Raw genomic sequence first — 14094 nt, forward strand, 5'->3', positions numbered from 1 at the left:
ATCTGGTTATATTGCAGGTTCCGCTGCCTGCGTTTTTCCCGTAAACCGTTTGCGCCTTTGGCTATAGAGAACAGGATTTTACAATAGTGCCGTGTATTAGCGCTATATGTCAATTATTACAATTAGCGGAATTTCGATTTTCTCGTTTTGATTAATGTAAGACCACCGGTCAGCAACCATAAGAAAAGAAAGAGGCTATCACCAAAGCGGCTATAGAGGGTCGAAGACAGCCTCGCCGGCACGATGTCCTGGACCAAACCATCGGTACCAAGATCCTGTTCTGCAACCAGTCTGCCGAAGGGATCAATAACCGCTGAAATACCTGTATTTGCGGAACGAATAACCGGTAGGCCGGTTTCAACGGCCCGCATCTGTGCCAGATGCAGATGCTGCCAAGGACCCGTAGTCAGACCAAACCATGCATCGTTGGTGACATTTACAATCATGTTTGCCCCTGCTGGATAGGAAAGAATTTCGCTTGGAAATGCTATTTCATAGCAAATCAGGGGTAGAATTTTTCCCAGATTATCACCACCCAGCAGTTTTCTTTTCGTACCAGACGAAAAACCGGAAAGTTGCGCGGCTAGGTGTTTAAGCCCGATGGCACGCAACCAACGCTCTTTGGGCAAATATTCGCCAAACGGGACAAGATGTATCTTGTCATACGAGGCCATGATGGTTCCGTCGCCGGAGAGCTGATAGATGGAATTGTAAACTTGTTCGCTATTGGTAAAATTTACCTCTCGTCTAAGAGCGCCGGTCAGTAATGTGGCCTTGTCCGGCAGAGCGTCGGCAATCGCTGCCAGCCCGGCAGGTTGTTCGATCAGATAGAAAGGAATGGCTGTTTCTGGCCAGACAAAAAGGTCGACTTTTTCAACAGGATACCCATCGCGATCCAAAGTCGTTAAGGCGAGAAGGCGGCTGAAAATCCAGGAACGATTCTCCAGTTTCCATTTTTCCCGCTGCATAATATTCGGCTGCACGATACGCACGGTCACAGGGGCGGCTGGCTTGGGCAGGGGCTGACCCAGGCGATAAAAGCCGAATGCCCCTTGGCTTACGAACAAAAGCACAGCTATGGAGGCCAGCCGGTAACCGGTTTTGCGTGAAGAGGCTTCGGTGAAGAAAAAGACCGGCAGTGCGAAGATAATGGGGGCAATCAACCCCATGCTTTGGGGGCCGACGAGCGAGAGCGCCTGCATCATGACAGTGGTGGATGTCAGCGCCTGCCCTAGACCGCCCCATGGCAAGCCGGTGAAAATCGTGCCACGTAGCCACTCTAGCGCTGCCCAGACCAGAGCCAGCCATATGATCCGCATGGGCGATGATGACCACAGCGGAGAAACAAGACCACAGGCGGCAGCCCAGAAGAGGGCCAGTCCGGCCGCAAAGAAAAACAGGGCAAAGGGCATCAGGACTGCAAATTTGTCTGCTTCCACGAGGAAAGCTGCACCAATCCAATAAAAGGTACAAAGAAAGAAGCCCAGCCCGAACACCCAGCCCACAAGAGCCATGGAGCGGGCGGCCATTTTCGCGCCTTTGCCCAGCGAAGCGGAATCCAGCAGCCAGATAAAAACGGGAACACAGAGCCAAAGCAGCGGGAACCAGCTAACAGGCGCTTGCGCCAAGCTCGCCAGGCATCCAGCAAGGAAAGCGACCAGCAGGCGTCGCCAACCATCCAGCAAAACAAGATTGGAAATGAGAAACGCCATGAAAATGGGCCGTTTGACAAAGAATCACAAAATAGTTGGCCCATTGGTATAGGAGTCGGTGGCCTCATTCAAAGCAATAATATGCCCGCAGGCGCGAAAATGCGCAAGATTGCGCCCCGAAAGCTTATCAGTACAGGCCAGTATTCACGCACACATGGATGGATTCTTGATCAATTTGAGGGCTTTGGCCTTTTCAGCGATGTCGTCCAGCGCTGGCTGCGACATCTCGAAACCCGGCTCGGCGGCCAAATCGCGCGGACGCCCCAGATAATAGCCTTGGGCTTCCTGACAGCCTGCCACGCGCAGCATCTCAAGCGTTTCCTTGTCTTCAATGCCTTCTGCCAGCACTTCGATATCAAGACTGCGACCGATGCCGATCATGGCGGAAATGATGGCCATGTTGCCGTGGCTATTGGCCAGGTCGCGCACGAAGGAGCGGTCGATCTTGATCTTGTCAATTGGGAAGGATGACAGATAGCTCAAGGAAGAATAGCCAGTTCCGAAATCATCCAGCGCAATGGTGATTCCCATGGTCCGCAGCTGCTTGAGGGTCTCGATGGTCCGTTGGTTGCTCTGAATGAACAGACTTTCGGTAACCTCCAGCTCCAGTCTGTGGGCTGGCAGGCCGGTTTCTTTGAGAATACTCTCCACCATAGGTACCAGATCGATCTTTTTGAACTGGATGGGAGACAGATTGACAGCAACCCGTAGGGGCTGAGTCCATTGGGCAGCTGTTGTGCAGGCTTCCCGCAGGGCAAATTCAGAGAGCGGCAGGATCAGGCCATTACGCTCGGCGATCTGGATGAAGGTGCCCGGCGAGATCCAGCCGCGCACAGGATGATCCCAGCGCATCAGGGCCTCAAAGCCGGTCTGTTTGCCGCTCATAATGCTGAATTGCGGCTGGAAATGAAGCTTGAATTCGCCAAGAGCAATCGACTTGCCCATCTCCTGAGACAGCTCATGGTCCATGTGAGCGCGCACATCTTGACGCTGCTCAAAGCAGCAGATCTGGTTGCGCCCTTCCTGTTTTGCGCGCAGCAGGGCCAGTTTGGCCTGCTGTAACAGCACACTGACCCTGTAGCCATGATGCGGAAACTGGATATAGCCACCAGAGACCGTAATGTCGATCGGGCGACCATTGAAGCGATAGGGCTGCTTGAGATAGGAATGCAGGATCTGAATGCGTTGCTCGAATGTCGCACTGGTTCCCAACTGATCGATAATAATGGCAAATTCATTGCCGGACAGGCGGGCAACCATCGCTTTGTTTTGCTGAAAGTGGGACAGGCGCTGCGCGAATTCCTGCAGCAGCAAATCTCCGTTTTCAGTGCCCAGAATGGTGTCCAGCTCTTTGAACCGGTCAATATCTATGAGAAGCAGCGCGAAGGGCGTGTTCTGATGCTCAGCAGATTTCAGGCGCTGATAGACCGAAGAGAGGAAGAGCTGTCGGTTGGAAAGCCCTGTCAGATTGTCCCGGGATTTAAGCTCTTCGATCATGCTGCGCAGCGTTTCACGTCTGCGCTTCTGCTTGCTATTGAGAAACAGAAAATAATAGCCAACCAGAAGGGTCAGCGTCAGAATGGGAAGCTGCCGTATGAAGGGGCTGGTATGATGAGACAAAACCAGCGCCAGGACCAGCAAGCCCAAAAGCACAAAGAATTTACGAGGCGCCCCTAAATCGGAGTCGATCAGTTTGTATTTGGTCGACGGGTCTTGCATCTAACTGCTCTTTTTAGCCAAGCCTGACCTGAACAATACAGTATATTCCTGAAGAAAATCGGAACATTGATGGTTAATGAAAACCTCCACTAAATCGAAGCTAAAGTAATCTGTGCAACGCAAATAGAAATCCCGAATCCAGAGATTTTTATAATAGAAAGGAGGGATGCTCGGGTATAATGGCCATGCATGTCTATAGATAGACTTGCCGCAATTCTCCGAGGTGCGTAAGCGTCAGGCCACCTCAAAACGTGGCAACAAGGGCGTCTGTGTTGTCTGCTCCGGTTCTGCTTCGATATCCCTTGGTTCTCCGAGCAAGAAGCCCTGAGCCTGATCCACACCGGCAAGCCGCAGGATTTCATAAGCCCGTTTGTCTTCGATTCCCTCAGCGGTAATCTGCATATTCAGGCTTTTTCCCATACCGATCACGGCAGAAATGATGGCCATCGAACTGTCGTCGTTGGCAAGATTCTGTACAAAGGAGCGATCAATCTTGATTTTGTCGAAAGGAAAGCTGGTCAGATAGGCTAGGGATGAATAGCCCGTTCCGAAGTCATCCAGGGCAATGGAAATGCCGCGCCGTTGCAAAAGAAGAAGATCGGCGGAGATTTCATCATTGATGTCGATAAACAAGCTCTCAGTGACCTCCAACTCCAGCCTTTTCGGATCTAGTCCGGTTTCAAGCAGAGTTTCGGTCACCAGATCTGAAATGGCACATTGACGCATTTGAATGGGAGACAGGTTTACAGCCACCTTGAGCGGTGTTTCCCATTTACTGGCCACTTGGCAGGCTTTGCGCAGAACAAATTCCGAAATCGGGATAATCAGGCCATTCTGCTCGGCAATGGGAATGAATATGTTGGGCGAAATCACGCCGCGATCCTTGTGGGCCCAACGCACGAGGGCTTCAAAGCCTGTCTGCTTGCCAGTCGCAAAGCTGAATTGCGGTTGGAAGTAGAGGACAAATTCGCCCTCCTGCAAGGCTCGATCCATGTCCTGCGATAGATAATGGTAATCCATCATTTTGGAATCGGCGACTTCGTCATAGCAACAAACCCTGTTATGGCCTTCCTTTTTCGCACGCTGAAGCGCGAAATAGGCATTCTGGTTCAGTCCTTCGGGGTCTTTGCCATCCTCAGGAAACAGGGTGGTGCCCATAGAAACGGTCATGTCGACCGATTGCTTGTGGCACAGATAGGGCTTGTAGAGCGCTTCAAAGATATCGCGCACCTTGGTTTTCAGGCTGTCGCTGCTGCCATCATAGGGCACGATCAGGGCAAACTCGTCGCCACCTATGCGGGCTGCATCGGCATCGGTCTTCGCCAATTGCGCAAGGCGTGTCGCAAACTGCTGCAAAAGCTGGTCGGCAGAGCTGTAACCCAGAAAGGCATTCAACTCCTTGAACCGGTCAATATCCAGAAGCAGAAGAATGAAGGCTTGGCTTTTTTCATTCTCCACACGATTGGCCAGATTTTTCTGAAAAGCCTCGCGATTGGCGAGCCCTGTCAATTTATCCTTGGCGACCAGAGTATCCATTGCTTCCACGGCGGCCACCCGGGAGCTGTTTAGCTGAATCAGGACAACGCACGACAGCATTGAAATAAAGGCAATCGTTGCAAGTTGAATCATGGATCGGGTTTCCGGATCCTGATTGTCGAAAATAATGGAAACAGTTAAAGCGCAAATAAAATTGGCCACCATCAAGACGGCAAGGGCTGCTATTTCCTTGCTGAACAGACGATCATATTTTCCAAAAAAGCCGATCATAAGAGCTCCAGAGCACGAGTTGCCTGAAATAATATATCAAACAAGCTAATTCATGCCTAACGCCTATAGTAAATGTCGATTTATTATTAGAACAGATACAGATCCGGTAATAACTATTCTTTTGTCAGAAAGGAAATGGAAGTTATAAATAATTCACATCGATCAAGATAAAGAAAAAGAGGGCAATGCCCTCTTCTTAATAGTTGTCGCAATATTCGCCGTTAAGATATTGGCAAATCAAGATTTGTCGATCTTGTCCAATTTCGCGAGCGTTTCCACCGTTGGCATGGATATGCAACTGTAGCCCGAATCGACGAATTGCACCTGACCGGTCACCTTTTTGGAAAGATCCGAAAGCAGGTAGAGCGCCGCACCGCCAACATCCTCGATTGTGCAAACATCACGCATCGGGCTGTTGTCGCGTTGATAGCTATACATCTGGCGTGCGTCGGCAATGCCGTTGCCTGCCAATGTCCGTACGGGACCGGCGGAAATCGCATTCACACGAATGCCTGACGGGCCGAAATCATTGGCCAGATAGCGTACTGAGGCTTCAAGCCCGGCCTTGGCGACACCCATGACATTATAGTTGGGCATGACGCGGGTGGACCCGGCGTAGGTCAACGTGAGCATGGATCCGCCATCACTCATGAGATCCGCAGCGCGTTTGGCCGCTTCCGTGAAGGAAAAGCAGGAAATAACCATCGTGCGGGAGAAATTGTCCCGCGATGTATCCGCATATCGACCGCGCAGCTCGCTCTTGTCTGAAAAACCGATGGCATGCACGATGAAGTCGATTTTGCCCCATCTTTCTTTCAATGCCGCAAAGACTGCATCAACGGAATCGAGATCTTCCACATCGCAAGGCATCACGAAGTCGGAATTGACAGATTCTGCGAGTGGCTTAACCCGCTTGCCCAAGGCATCACCCTGATAGGTGAAAGCAAGTTCGGCACCTTGATCATGCAGCGCCTGGGAGATCCCCCAGGCAATTGAGCTGGCATTCGCGACGCCCATGATCAGGCCGCGTTTTCCTTCCATTAGACCGTTCATATGCTGGCAGCCCTTATCCGTTATAGCGCTGGAAAATCAGCGAAGCATTGGTTCCGCCAAAGCCGAAGCTGTTGGACAGGGCAACGTCAATTGGCTTGTCAATGCGCTGGCGAACGATGTTCATATCGGCGCATTCCGGATCCAACTCGGTGATATGGGCGGATTCGCCGATAAAGCCGGCTTGCATCATAAGCAGAGAATAGATGGATTCCTGTGCACCTGCAGCACCCAAAGAGTGACCGGTCAGGGATTTGGTTGATGCGATATTAGGCTGGTCGTCGCCAAAGACTTCGCGAATCGCACCAATCTCGGCGGTGTCACCAACTGGCGTGGACGTGCCGTGGCAGTTGATGTAATCGATTTTGGCATCAACCGTGGCCATTGCCTGCCGCATGCAACGCTTTGCGCCTTCCCCGCTTGGAGCAACCATGTCATAGCCATCAGATGTTGCGCCATAGCCTACCAATTCGGCATAGATCTTGGCGCCGCGAGCCTTGGCATGTTCCAGCTCTTCAAGAACCAGCACGCCGGCACCACCGGCAATCACGAAGCCGTCGCGGGTCGCGTCGAATGCGCGTGACGCGGTTTCCGGCGTATCATTATACTTGGAAGAAATGGCGCCCATAGCGTCGAATAGGTTGGACATGCTCCAGTCCAGATCTTCATGGCCACCGGCAAAGATGATGTCCTGCTTGCCCATCTGGATCAGTTCGTAGGCATTACCAATGCAGTGTGCAGAGGTAGAGCAGGCAGAAGAAATGGAATAGTTCACACCGTGAATCTTAAACCATGTGGCAAGGGTTGCCGATGCGGTCGAAGACATTGCCTTAGGCACCGCGAATGGCCCGATGCGCTTCGGAGAGCCGTTTTTGCGGGTGATGTCGGCAGCTTGCACAACGGTCTGTGTCGAAGGGCCGCCAGAGCCCATGATGATGCCGGTGCGTTCGTTGGTTATATCGCTTTCTTCCAAGCCGGAATCTGCGATTGCCTGCTTCATGGCAACATGGTTCCATTCACCGCCGCGGGAAAGGAAGCGTTTGGCGCGACGATCAACCAGATCTGCAGTGTCAATGTCTGGACATCCCCAAACATGGCTACGGAATCCATGGTCGGCAAAATCCTGAGAGAAGGAAATACCAGATTTAGCATCACGCAAGGATGCGGTAACGGCTTCGGCATCGTTGCCGATGGAGGAAACAATACCCAAGCCGGAAATGACTACACGTCTCATAATCGGGGCCTCACTGTAATTGTCGGGGCTCTATTTGCCAGATCATATCGCAGCGAAAGTCTTTGCTAGCGATATGACCGAATTAGTCTCTTGATAGGTGTTCTTTTCAGAAGCTGCAACATCTCTCAAAGACCTTATTCTCTAAAGATCCCTGAAATAACCAATTCTCAATGCTCAATGAGCCGGAAAAGTGGCATGGAGAAGGTCACGCAGACATTTCTGCCCTTCTTGCCACAGTTGCCCGGCCCAGAGCATGTACCTGTTGGCTAAAGGCGCTGCTTAGGAGTCCTTAAAGGCTCCGACGCGCAAATCCTTAGCCACGAACACCACATTATCGTCGGCTTTAACCCAGCCATCACCGATGCTGAGATTGAGACGGCCCTTCATCACGCGCTTGAAGTCAACGCCATATGTAACGGTTTTGATGTCTGGCGTGATCATGCCGGAGAACTTGATTTCACCAACAGAGATGGCGCGGCCCTTGCCTTCAAGGCCCAACCAGCCCAGATAGAAACCGGTCATCTGCCAAAGGGCATCCAGACCAAGGCAGCCAGGCATCACCGGGTCGCCGGCGAAATGGCAATCGAAGAACCACCGCTCGGGGTTGATATCATATTCCGCGCGGATCATGCCTTTGTTATGCTCACCACCTTCTTCGGAAATATGTGTAATCCGATCCAGCATCAGCATTGGCGGCAACGGCAATTGCGGATTGCCAGGGCCGAACATCTCTCCGCGGCTGCAGGTCAGAATCTCTTCATAGGTGTAGCTGGATTGGCGCTGTTCCATACGGTTTCCACTCTTATCCTTCTATGTTTCACCCGCTTTGATGGGCGATACAGTCTATACTTGCAGAATCTGCACAACAAATCCAATTAATTGAATTTGATTGATTGATCCTTCTTTGTGCCTACGTTGCCAAATTGAATGCAAGCTTGCTTTTCGTGCTAAGCTTATAGCCTTTTCTCTGCGCAAGCACTAGGCGTGCAAACGATTAAGTTCACATTTCAAAGCCTCTTCCAGACCAATCAGGATCAAGGGAGTTCACCGCACAAATCAGGGTCTGAATCATCCCTTTTCATTTAGATTGTCATGTCTGCGCTTTCAAGGCGTCTTCTGCGCGCACCTGCTCGCTATCAAGGACGCACGAAGCGTCTTTGGGTGCACGCAAGCTAACAGACATTCAAATATTCATAAAATGAATGGAAATGTTAAAAAACCTTAGCCAATATGCTATGATTGCTATGCGATTTTCCCTAGTTGCCTTGCCCAAGGGCGCAAAAAGAATTATATCAGTCAAGATGCGACCTGATTGTTTGGGAGACCGCCGGTGGCACTGGGTTTCGCCAAGGGTAGGGATCTGAAGATCGACAATCAGATGGAACGGATATCAAGGACCAATGACATGACCTCACAGCTGCAAAAATTCGATAAGCGATCTGCTCGGGATATGCTTGTGGGGGCAGGCCTGCGCCCGACGCGTCAGAGACTGTCACTTGCTGAGCTTTTGTTTGCCAAAGGGGATCGACATGTTTCGGCCGAGCGCCTGCATGAAGAAGCCGAAAAGGTCAATGTCTCCGTCTCTCTGGCAACAGTCTATAATACCTTGCATCAGTTCACTGAAGCCGGGCTTCTGCGAGAAGTTGCCGTTGAGGGAACAAAAACCTATTTCGATACGAATGTGTCTGACCACTACCATTTCTACATGGAAGAAGAGGGCAAGGTTGTCGATATACCGGGTGGACTGCACGTATCCGAGCTGCCTGAAGTTCCAGACGACATGGAAATCACGCGTGTTGATGTCGTGGTTCGCCTACGTCAGAAGCAGAACTAAGCCGCACGCTTTCTTGAAAATCCTTGTCGACAGGACCGCTTGGCACCATCGCGTGGTGCCAATACTGATTTTGCATGCATATGTGTATGCATAAACTTCATCTGCTCACGTGGGCTCTCACAGGGGCTCACAGGGTCTTTATGACCATTTATCCATGATCAATTTGTCCTTGCGGCAGAATGCCTCAGTCACTGGTGCGTAGGATCGTTGGTTGAGTGCCGCATCTATTCCGCTGCGGCATCATTTCTGTGCTCGGCTGGCTGCTCGCCTTCCTCTGCGTCCGACGGCTTGTGCAAGGAGAAAGCACGCTTGAAAGGCTTCTTGATCGGTTTGAGGCGGATTTTGACCCGCCTGATGCGCCGACGATCCGCCTCCATGATCTCGAATTCAAGCCCTTCCTTGACGGTAATAAGCTCGCCACGCACCGGAATGCGGCCAATCAGGGTAAAGATGAAGCCGCCAAGCGTATCGACATCTTCCATGGACTCATCATCCTGAGGCAAGTCCGTCCCGATTGCTTCGATGACATCGTCCAGTTCGGCTTTTGCATCGGCAATGAACAGATTGGGACCAGCGCCTGCAATGAAGATTTCATCTTCATCATCATGCTCGTCTTCGATATCGCCAACCACTGTTTCGACGATATCCTCCAGAGACACCAGACCATCGGTACCGCCATATTCATCAATGACAAGAGCCATCTGTGTGCGTGCCGCCCTCATGGTTGCCATTAGGTCAATGGCCTGCATGGACGGAGGAACAAACAGCACATCGCGAATGACGCCAAGATCCTTGAGAGGACGATCCAGATTGATGTTACTCAGGGTGCGGGGAAGATTGGCCAGCGACATCTCTCCATCCGAGGCAAAATGGACACTCGTCAGCGAGCCTTCCATGGAATCAAGAGCAGGGCTTTCCGAGGGTTCGGGAATGCAGCATTCCTTCGTCAGCAGAGAGAGAACATCCTTGATATGGACCATGCCCACCGGATCATCGAGGGTTTCCCGATAGACCGGCAAACGCGAATGGCCAACATCCTGATAGACCGCAAGCAGGGTGCCCAGAGAGATTTCGTCCTCGATGGCATCAATATCTGCTCGCGGAATCATCACATCACTGACCCGCATCTCTCTCAGTTCGAGAATGTTGCGTAGCATTGCCTTTTCTTCGGCAGAAAAGGTCTGGTCATTGCTGTTTTCGTCTGCGAGAGCGCCCTCCATCTGCGAACGCAGCGAGGGATTGGTCAAGCCTGACATCCAGCCCTTGATCAAACTGGTAAACCAGTTCGATTTCGGTTGGTGTGGTTCAGCGTCGCCGTTGTCGACCTGAGCGTCACTTTCTGGCCTGTCGGCCTTGGATGACGGCGAAGATAAAGAAGGGTCGGGGTCGTTCATTCTCGTTCCGGCGCAGAGTGCTTGGCTGCGCTATCAATCCTGTTCCAAAATGCGGACTGCCGGGCACTTTGCCTGATCAGTCCAGACTCTCCAAAGGCACTGTGCCTTCATAAGGGTTGGGCAAATCCAATTGGGCCAGAATGGCGACTTCGACGCTTTCCATCTTGTCCGCTTCATCCGGCTCTATGTGATCATAGCCCAGAAGATGTAAAAAACCATGTAAACACAAATGTGTTAAGTGATCACGGATTTCAACCCCCAAATCCCGGGATTCTCGCTCTACGGTTTCATAAGCGAAAACAATGTCGCCGAGCATCGGGCCAAAGGGGTCTGCCTCTTCATCAATGGGAAAGGACAAAACGTTGGTGGCCTTGTCCTTGCCTCTGTGATCGGCATTGAGTGTGCGAATGGCCGCATCGTCAGTAAAGACCAGCGACAGCTCGCATTCTGGCAGGAAGGCAATGCCTTCCTCCTTGGTGACATAGGCAAGGCCTGCCGCAAGCGCGCGATCAATCACGGCTTCCAGATCTTCAAGGCTCTGCCAGAGATCGGATTCAATCAGCAAATCCCTATCAAGGTCTGGCAGCGAAGCAGACAAATGGCTCATTCCTCTGCCTCGTCATAGATCTCTTCGGGAGCTGCCGGATTGTAATCGGCAGCTGTTAGATGCTCCTCGACTTCGCGCTTGTGAAAGCGCTCACGCCCCAGGACCTGACGCGCCTTGGCGCGTCTGCGGGCATCCTCGTCATAGGCATTGACGATGCGGGCGACCAGCTCATGACGCACCACATCCTGCGCCGTGAATTGCACACGCACAATCGAGGGGATATCCGCCAGCAGTTCCATGGCCTGTACCAGTCCGGACTGTTCACCGCTTGGCAAGTCGATCTGGCTTGGGTCACCGGTGATGATCATCTTGGAATTTTCACCAAGGCGCGTCAGGAACATCTTCATCTGCATGGATGTCGTGTTCTGCGCCTCGTCCAGAATGACCACCGCATTGGAAAGTGTCCGCCCGCGCATAAAGGCAAGCGGGGCGATCTCGATGATCTTGGCTTCGATTTCTCGCTCGACCTTGTCCGAAGGCATCATGTCATACAGCGCATCATAAAGCGGACGCAGATAGGGATCGACCTTTTCCTTCATGTCACCGGGCAGGAAGCCCAGACGCTCGCCCGCTTCCACGGCCGGACGTGAAAGAATAATCCGCTCCACCACGCCGCGCTCCAGAAGAGCTGCCGCATAGGCAACAGCCAGGTAGGTCTTGCCGGTGCCTGCCGGGCCGGTGCCGAAAATGAGGTCAGCCCGATCCATGGCGCGGATATAGGCATCCTGTGTTGCGGTGCGGGCCGTCAGCTTTTTCTTGCGCGTTGCAATCTGGGCAAAGTTTATTTTCCCCGCTGACTCGTTTCTTTCGGGCATGACTTCGGGCAGCACCAGTTGCTCGTCGGAGGCTTGCGCCATGCGAATGGCCCCGTCAACGTCGGCTTGCTCGATCACTTCCCCTTCCTGAAGGCGGAAGTAGAGCGAATCCAGCGCTCGTTTGGCATCGTCACACAGATCGCCCGGCCCTTTGATCGTCACTCGGTTGCCGCGTGCAATCGCCTCGACGCCGAGTTTCTGTTCGATGCGGGCCAGATTCTGGTCATATTCACCAAACAGATCGGCAGCCAGACGATTGTCATCATAGGAAAGAACAATATGGCCCATATCTGACGCTGCAGTCGTTGCCTGGCTCGCAGCAGGATCCCAGCTCTTCTTGAAACCCGAATGCTTCTGAGGCTTGCTCCGGTTTTCTTTGCGGTTTTTGCTTTTATCGCGATGCTGATCGCTCAAACGCTTATCCCTTCAAACAACTTGAATTTGGGCGGATAACCGTCCGGCATCTTTTGGCCATGCCTTCATGGCCGGTCGATCATGGTGCCGAACAGGCTGTTGCTTCCCAGATTATCCACTTTAACTGTGACAATTTCACCAATCAATTCTTCTGCTGCATCAACTTGTACAGCTTGCAGCCATGGCGATTTACCAACCAGCTGTCCCGGCTCGCGACCCTTGCGTTCCAGCAGCACCGTCATCTCGGTGCCGACCTTGGAGGCATTGAAGTCCTTCTGCTGTTGGGCGAGCAGATCTTGCAGACGATAAAGGCGCTCGGATTTGATGGCCTCTTCAATCTGGTCTTCGCTGTCCGCAGCCGGCGTTCCCGGGCGGGGCGAATATTTGAAGCTGTATGCCGAGGCGTAGGTCACCTCGCGCACGATGCGCATGGTTTCCTCGAAATCTTCATCCGTCTCGCCCGGAAAACCAACGATGAAATCACCCGAGAGGGCGATATCCGGGCGGGCACTGCGGATGCGATCGATCAGGCGCACATAGTCGTCATAGGTATGCTGGCGGTTCATGGCCTTGAGCACCTTGTCCGATCCAGCCTGCACAGGCAGATGTAGATAAGGCATCAGAATATCGAGATCCCGGTGCGCCGCCATCAACGTATCGTCCATGTCGCGCGGATGGCTGGTGGTGTAGCGCAGCCGATCAAGACCATCGATTTCAGCCAGCCGGAACAGCAGCTCGCCAAGGCCCCAATCGCCCCCATCCGGGCTCTCTCCATGATAGGCGTTGACATTCTGCCCAAGCAGCGTGACTTCACGCACACCGGCTGCGGCCAGCTTTTCCGCTTCATGAATAATCTGGCTTGCCGGGCGAGAAACCTCCGCACCACGGGTATAGGGCACCACACAGAAGCTGCAGAATTTATCGCACCCTTCTTGAACCGTCAGAAAAGAGCTGACACCGCGCTTGCGGGTCACTTCCTTGCGGGCGTCTGGCAACACGGCAAACTTGTCTTCAAGCGGAAAATCTGTCTCCACCACGCGAGTACCATGGTTGGCCTTATCCAGCAGGTCGGGCAGCTTGTGATAGGCCTGAGGCCCCACGACCAGATCGACCACCGGCGCACGGCGGATAATTTCCTGACCCTCGGCCTGCGCAACACATCCGGCGATGCCGATTTTCATCTCGCCCTTGCCATCCTTGGCGCGCTTTTCCTTGACCTGACGAATGCGGCCAAGCTCGGAATAGACCTTCTCTGCGGCCTTCTCGCGAATATGGCAGGTGTTGAGGATCACCAGATCCGCATCTTCCATCGCTTCGGTTGGGCTGTATCCCTTGGTCGCCAGACTATCCATCATCCGGTTGGAATCATAGACATTCATCTGGCAGCCATAGGTTTTCACAAAGACTTTCTTGTCTTCAAAAGCAGTCATATCGGCTTTGTCCGGGTCGCGTTCGTTTGAGGGAGCGTTCTTGGGCACATAGGGCACAGGACAGTCAGTCCATTTTCAGAGCAAAGGCTGTAGCGCGTTTTACCTATTTTGCAAAGAG

11 protein-coding genes are annotated in these 14094 nt (G+C 52.6%); 1 reads left to right on the forward strand and 10 read right to left on the reverse strand.

From position 1 onward, the window contains the following. Positions 1-122 precede the first annotated feature (122 nt). The 6 genes from lnt to fabA all read right to left on the reverse strand — a co-directional run bounded on the left by lnt (position 123) and on the right by fabA (position 8271). Complete coding sequence (gene lnt / locus BM258_RS11905) at positions 123-1712, reverse strand: apolipoprotein N-acyltransferase (protein WP_090072500.1); 1590 nt, start codon at positions 1710-1712, stop codon at positions 123-125. Between the two features lie 144 nt (positions 1713-1856). Then, positions 1857-3431 carry a putative bifunctional diguanylate cyclase/phosphodiesterase gene (locus tag BM258_RS11910; protein WP_090072502.1) on the reverse strand — a complete coding sequence of 525 codons (1575 nt, stop codon included), beginning with the start codon at positions 3429-3431 and terminating at the stop codon, positions 1857-1859. Between the two features lie 234 nt (positions 3432-3665). Further along, the gene (locus tag BM258_RS11915; RefSeq protein ID WP_090072504.1) at positions 3666-5198 is read right to left on the reverse strand and encodes a putative bifunctional diguanylate cyclase/phosphodiesterase; all 1533 of its coding nucleotides are present in this window, start codon (positions 5196-5198) and stop codon (positions 3666-3668) included. A 237-nt stretch (positions 5199-5435) separates the two neighbouring features. Further along, positions 5436-6251: an enoyl-ACP reductase FabI gene (gene fabI / locus BM258_RS11920; RefSeq protein ID WP_090072506.1), complete on the reverse strand. Its 816-nt coding sequence runs from the start codon at positions 6249-6251 to the stop codon at positions 5436-5438. Positions 6252-6264: 13 nt separating this feature from the next. Continuing rightward, the gene (fabB, locus tag BM258_RS11925) at positions 6265-7482 is read right to left on the reverse strand and encodes a beta-ketoacyl-ACP synthase I (RefSeq protein WP_090072508.1); all 1218 of its coding nucleotides are present in this window, start codon (positions 7480-7482) and stop codon (positions 6265-6267) included. Positions 7483-7761: 279 nt separating this feature from the next. After that, entirely contained in the window at positions 7762-8271 is a 510-nt protein-coding gene (gene fabA / locus BM258_RS11930) for a bifunctional 3-hydroxydecanoyl-ACP dehydratase/trans-2-decenoyl-ACP isomerase (RefSeq protein WP_090072510.1), read from the reverse strand. Between the two features lie 616 nt (positions 8272-8887). On the opposite strand from fabA, the gene irrA reads away from it, so the two are divergent. Next, complete coding sequence (irrA, locus tag BM258_RS11935) at positions 8888-9316, forward strand: iron response transcriptional regulator IrrA (RefSeq protein WP_280141766.1); 429 nt, start codon at positions 8888-8890, stop codon at positions 9314-9316. A gap of 224 nt (positions 9317-9540) precedes the next feature. Here the strand turns inward: irrA and BM258_RS11940 are convergent, their stop codons facing one another. The 4 genes from BM258_RS11940 to miaB all read right to left on the reverse strand — a co-directional run bounded on the left by BM258_RS11940 (position 9541) and on the right by miaB (position 13976). Then, positions 9541-10710 (reverse strand): transporter associated domain-containing protein, encoded by a 1170-nt coding sequence (locus tag BM258_RS11940; protein ID WP_090072512.1) that lies wholly within the window; start codon positions 10708-10710, stop codon positions 9541-9543. 76 nt (positions 10711-10786) lie between these two features. Then, entirely contained in the window at positions 10787-11296 is a 510-nt protein-coding gene (gene ybeY / locus BM258_RS11945; protein ID WP_175528052.1) for an rRNA maturation RNase YbeY, read from the reverse strand. A 17-nt stretch (positions 11297-11313) separates the two neighbouring features. Continuing rightward, positions 11314-12420, reverse strand: coding sequence for a PhoH family protein (locus tag BM258_RS11950; protein WP_090072709.1), 1107 nt, complete (start codon positions 12418-12420; stop codon positions 11314-11316). A 191-nt stretch (positions 12421-12611) separates the two neighbouring features. After that, the gene (gene miaB, locus BM258_RS11955; protein ID WP_090072710.1) at positions 12612-13976 is read right to left on the reverse strand and encodes a tRNA (N6-isopentenyl adenosine(37)-C2)-methylthiotransferase MiaB; all 1365 of its coding nucleotides are present in this window, start codon (positions 13974-13976) and stop codon (positions 12612-12614) included. Between the last annotated feature and the right edge of the window lie 118 nt (positions 13977-14094).

The sequence above is a fragment of the Cohaesibacter marisflavi genome, assembly GCF_900115225.1.
Lineage (GTDB): Bacteria > Pseudomonadota > Alphaproteobacteria > Rhizobiales > Cohaesibacteraceae > Cohaesibacter > Cohaesibacter marisflavi.

Bases quoted from the DNA above. Each gene is read 5' to 3' on its own strand.
- BM258_RS11915 (WP_090072504.1), bottom strand. From the start codon at position 5,198: ATGATCGGCTTTTTTGGAAAATATGATCGTCTGTTCAGCAAGGAAATA.
- fabI (WP_090072506.1), bottom strand. From the start codon at position 6,251: ATGAACGGTCTAATGGAAGGAAAACGCGGCCTGATCATGGGCGTCGCG.
- BM258_RS11940 (WP_090072512.1), bottom strand. From the start codon at position 10,710: ATGAACGACCCCGACCCTTCTTTATCTTCGCCGTCATCCAAGGCCGAC.
- lnt (WP_090072500.1), bottom strand. From the start codon at position 1,712: ATGGCGTTTCTCATTTCCAATCTTGTTTTGCTGGATGGTTGGCGACGC.
- fabB (WP_090072508.1), bottom strand. From the start codon at position 7,482: ATGAGACGTGTAGTCATTTCCGGCTTGGGTATTGTTTCCTCCATCGGC.
- BM258_RS11950 (WP_090072709.1), bottom strand. From the start codon at position 12,420: ATGGGCCATATTGTTCTTTCCTATGATGACAATCGTCTGGCTGCCGAT.
- BM258_RS11910 (WP_090072502.1), bottom strand. From the start codon at position 3,431: ATGCAAGACCCGTCGACCAAATACAAACTGATCGACTCCGATTTAGGG.
- irrA (WP_280141766.1), top strand. From the start codon at position 8,888: ATGACCTCACAGCTGCAAAAATTCGATAAGCGATCTGCTCGGGATATG.
- miaB (WP_090072710.1), bottom strand. From the start codon at position 13,976: ATGACTGCTTTTGAAGACAAGAAAGTCTTTGTGAAAACCTATGGCTGC.
- fabA (WP_090072510.1), bottom strand. From the start codon at position 8,271: ATGGAACAGCGCCAATCCAGCTACACCTATGAAGAGATTCTGACCTGC.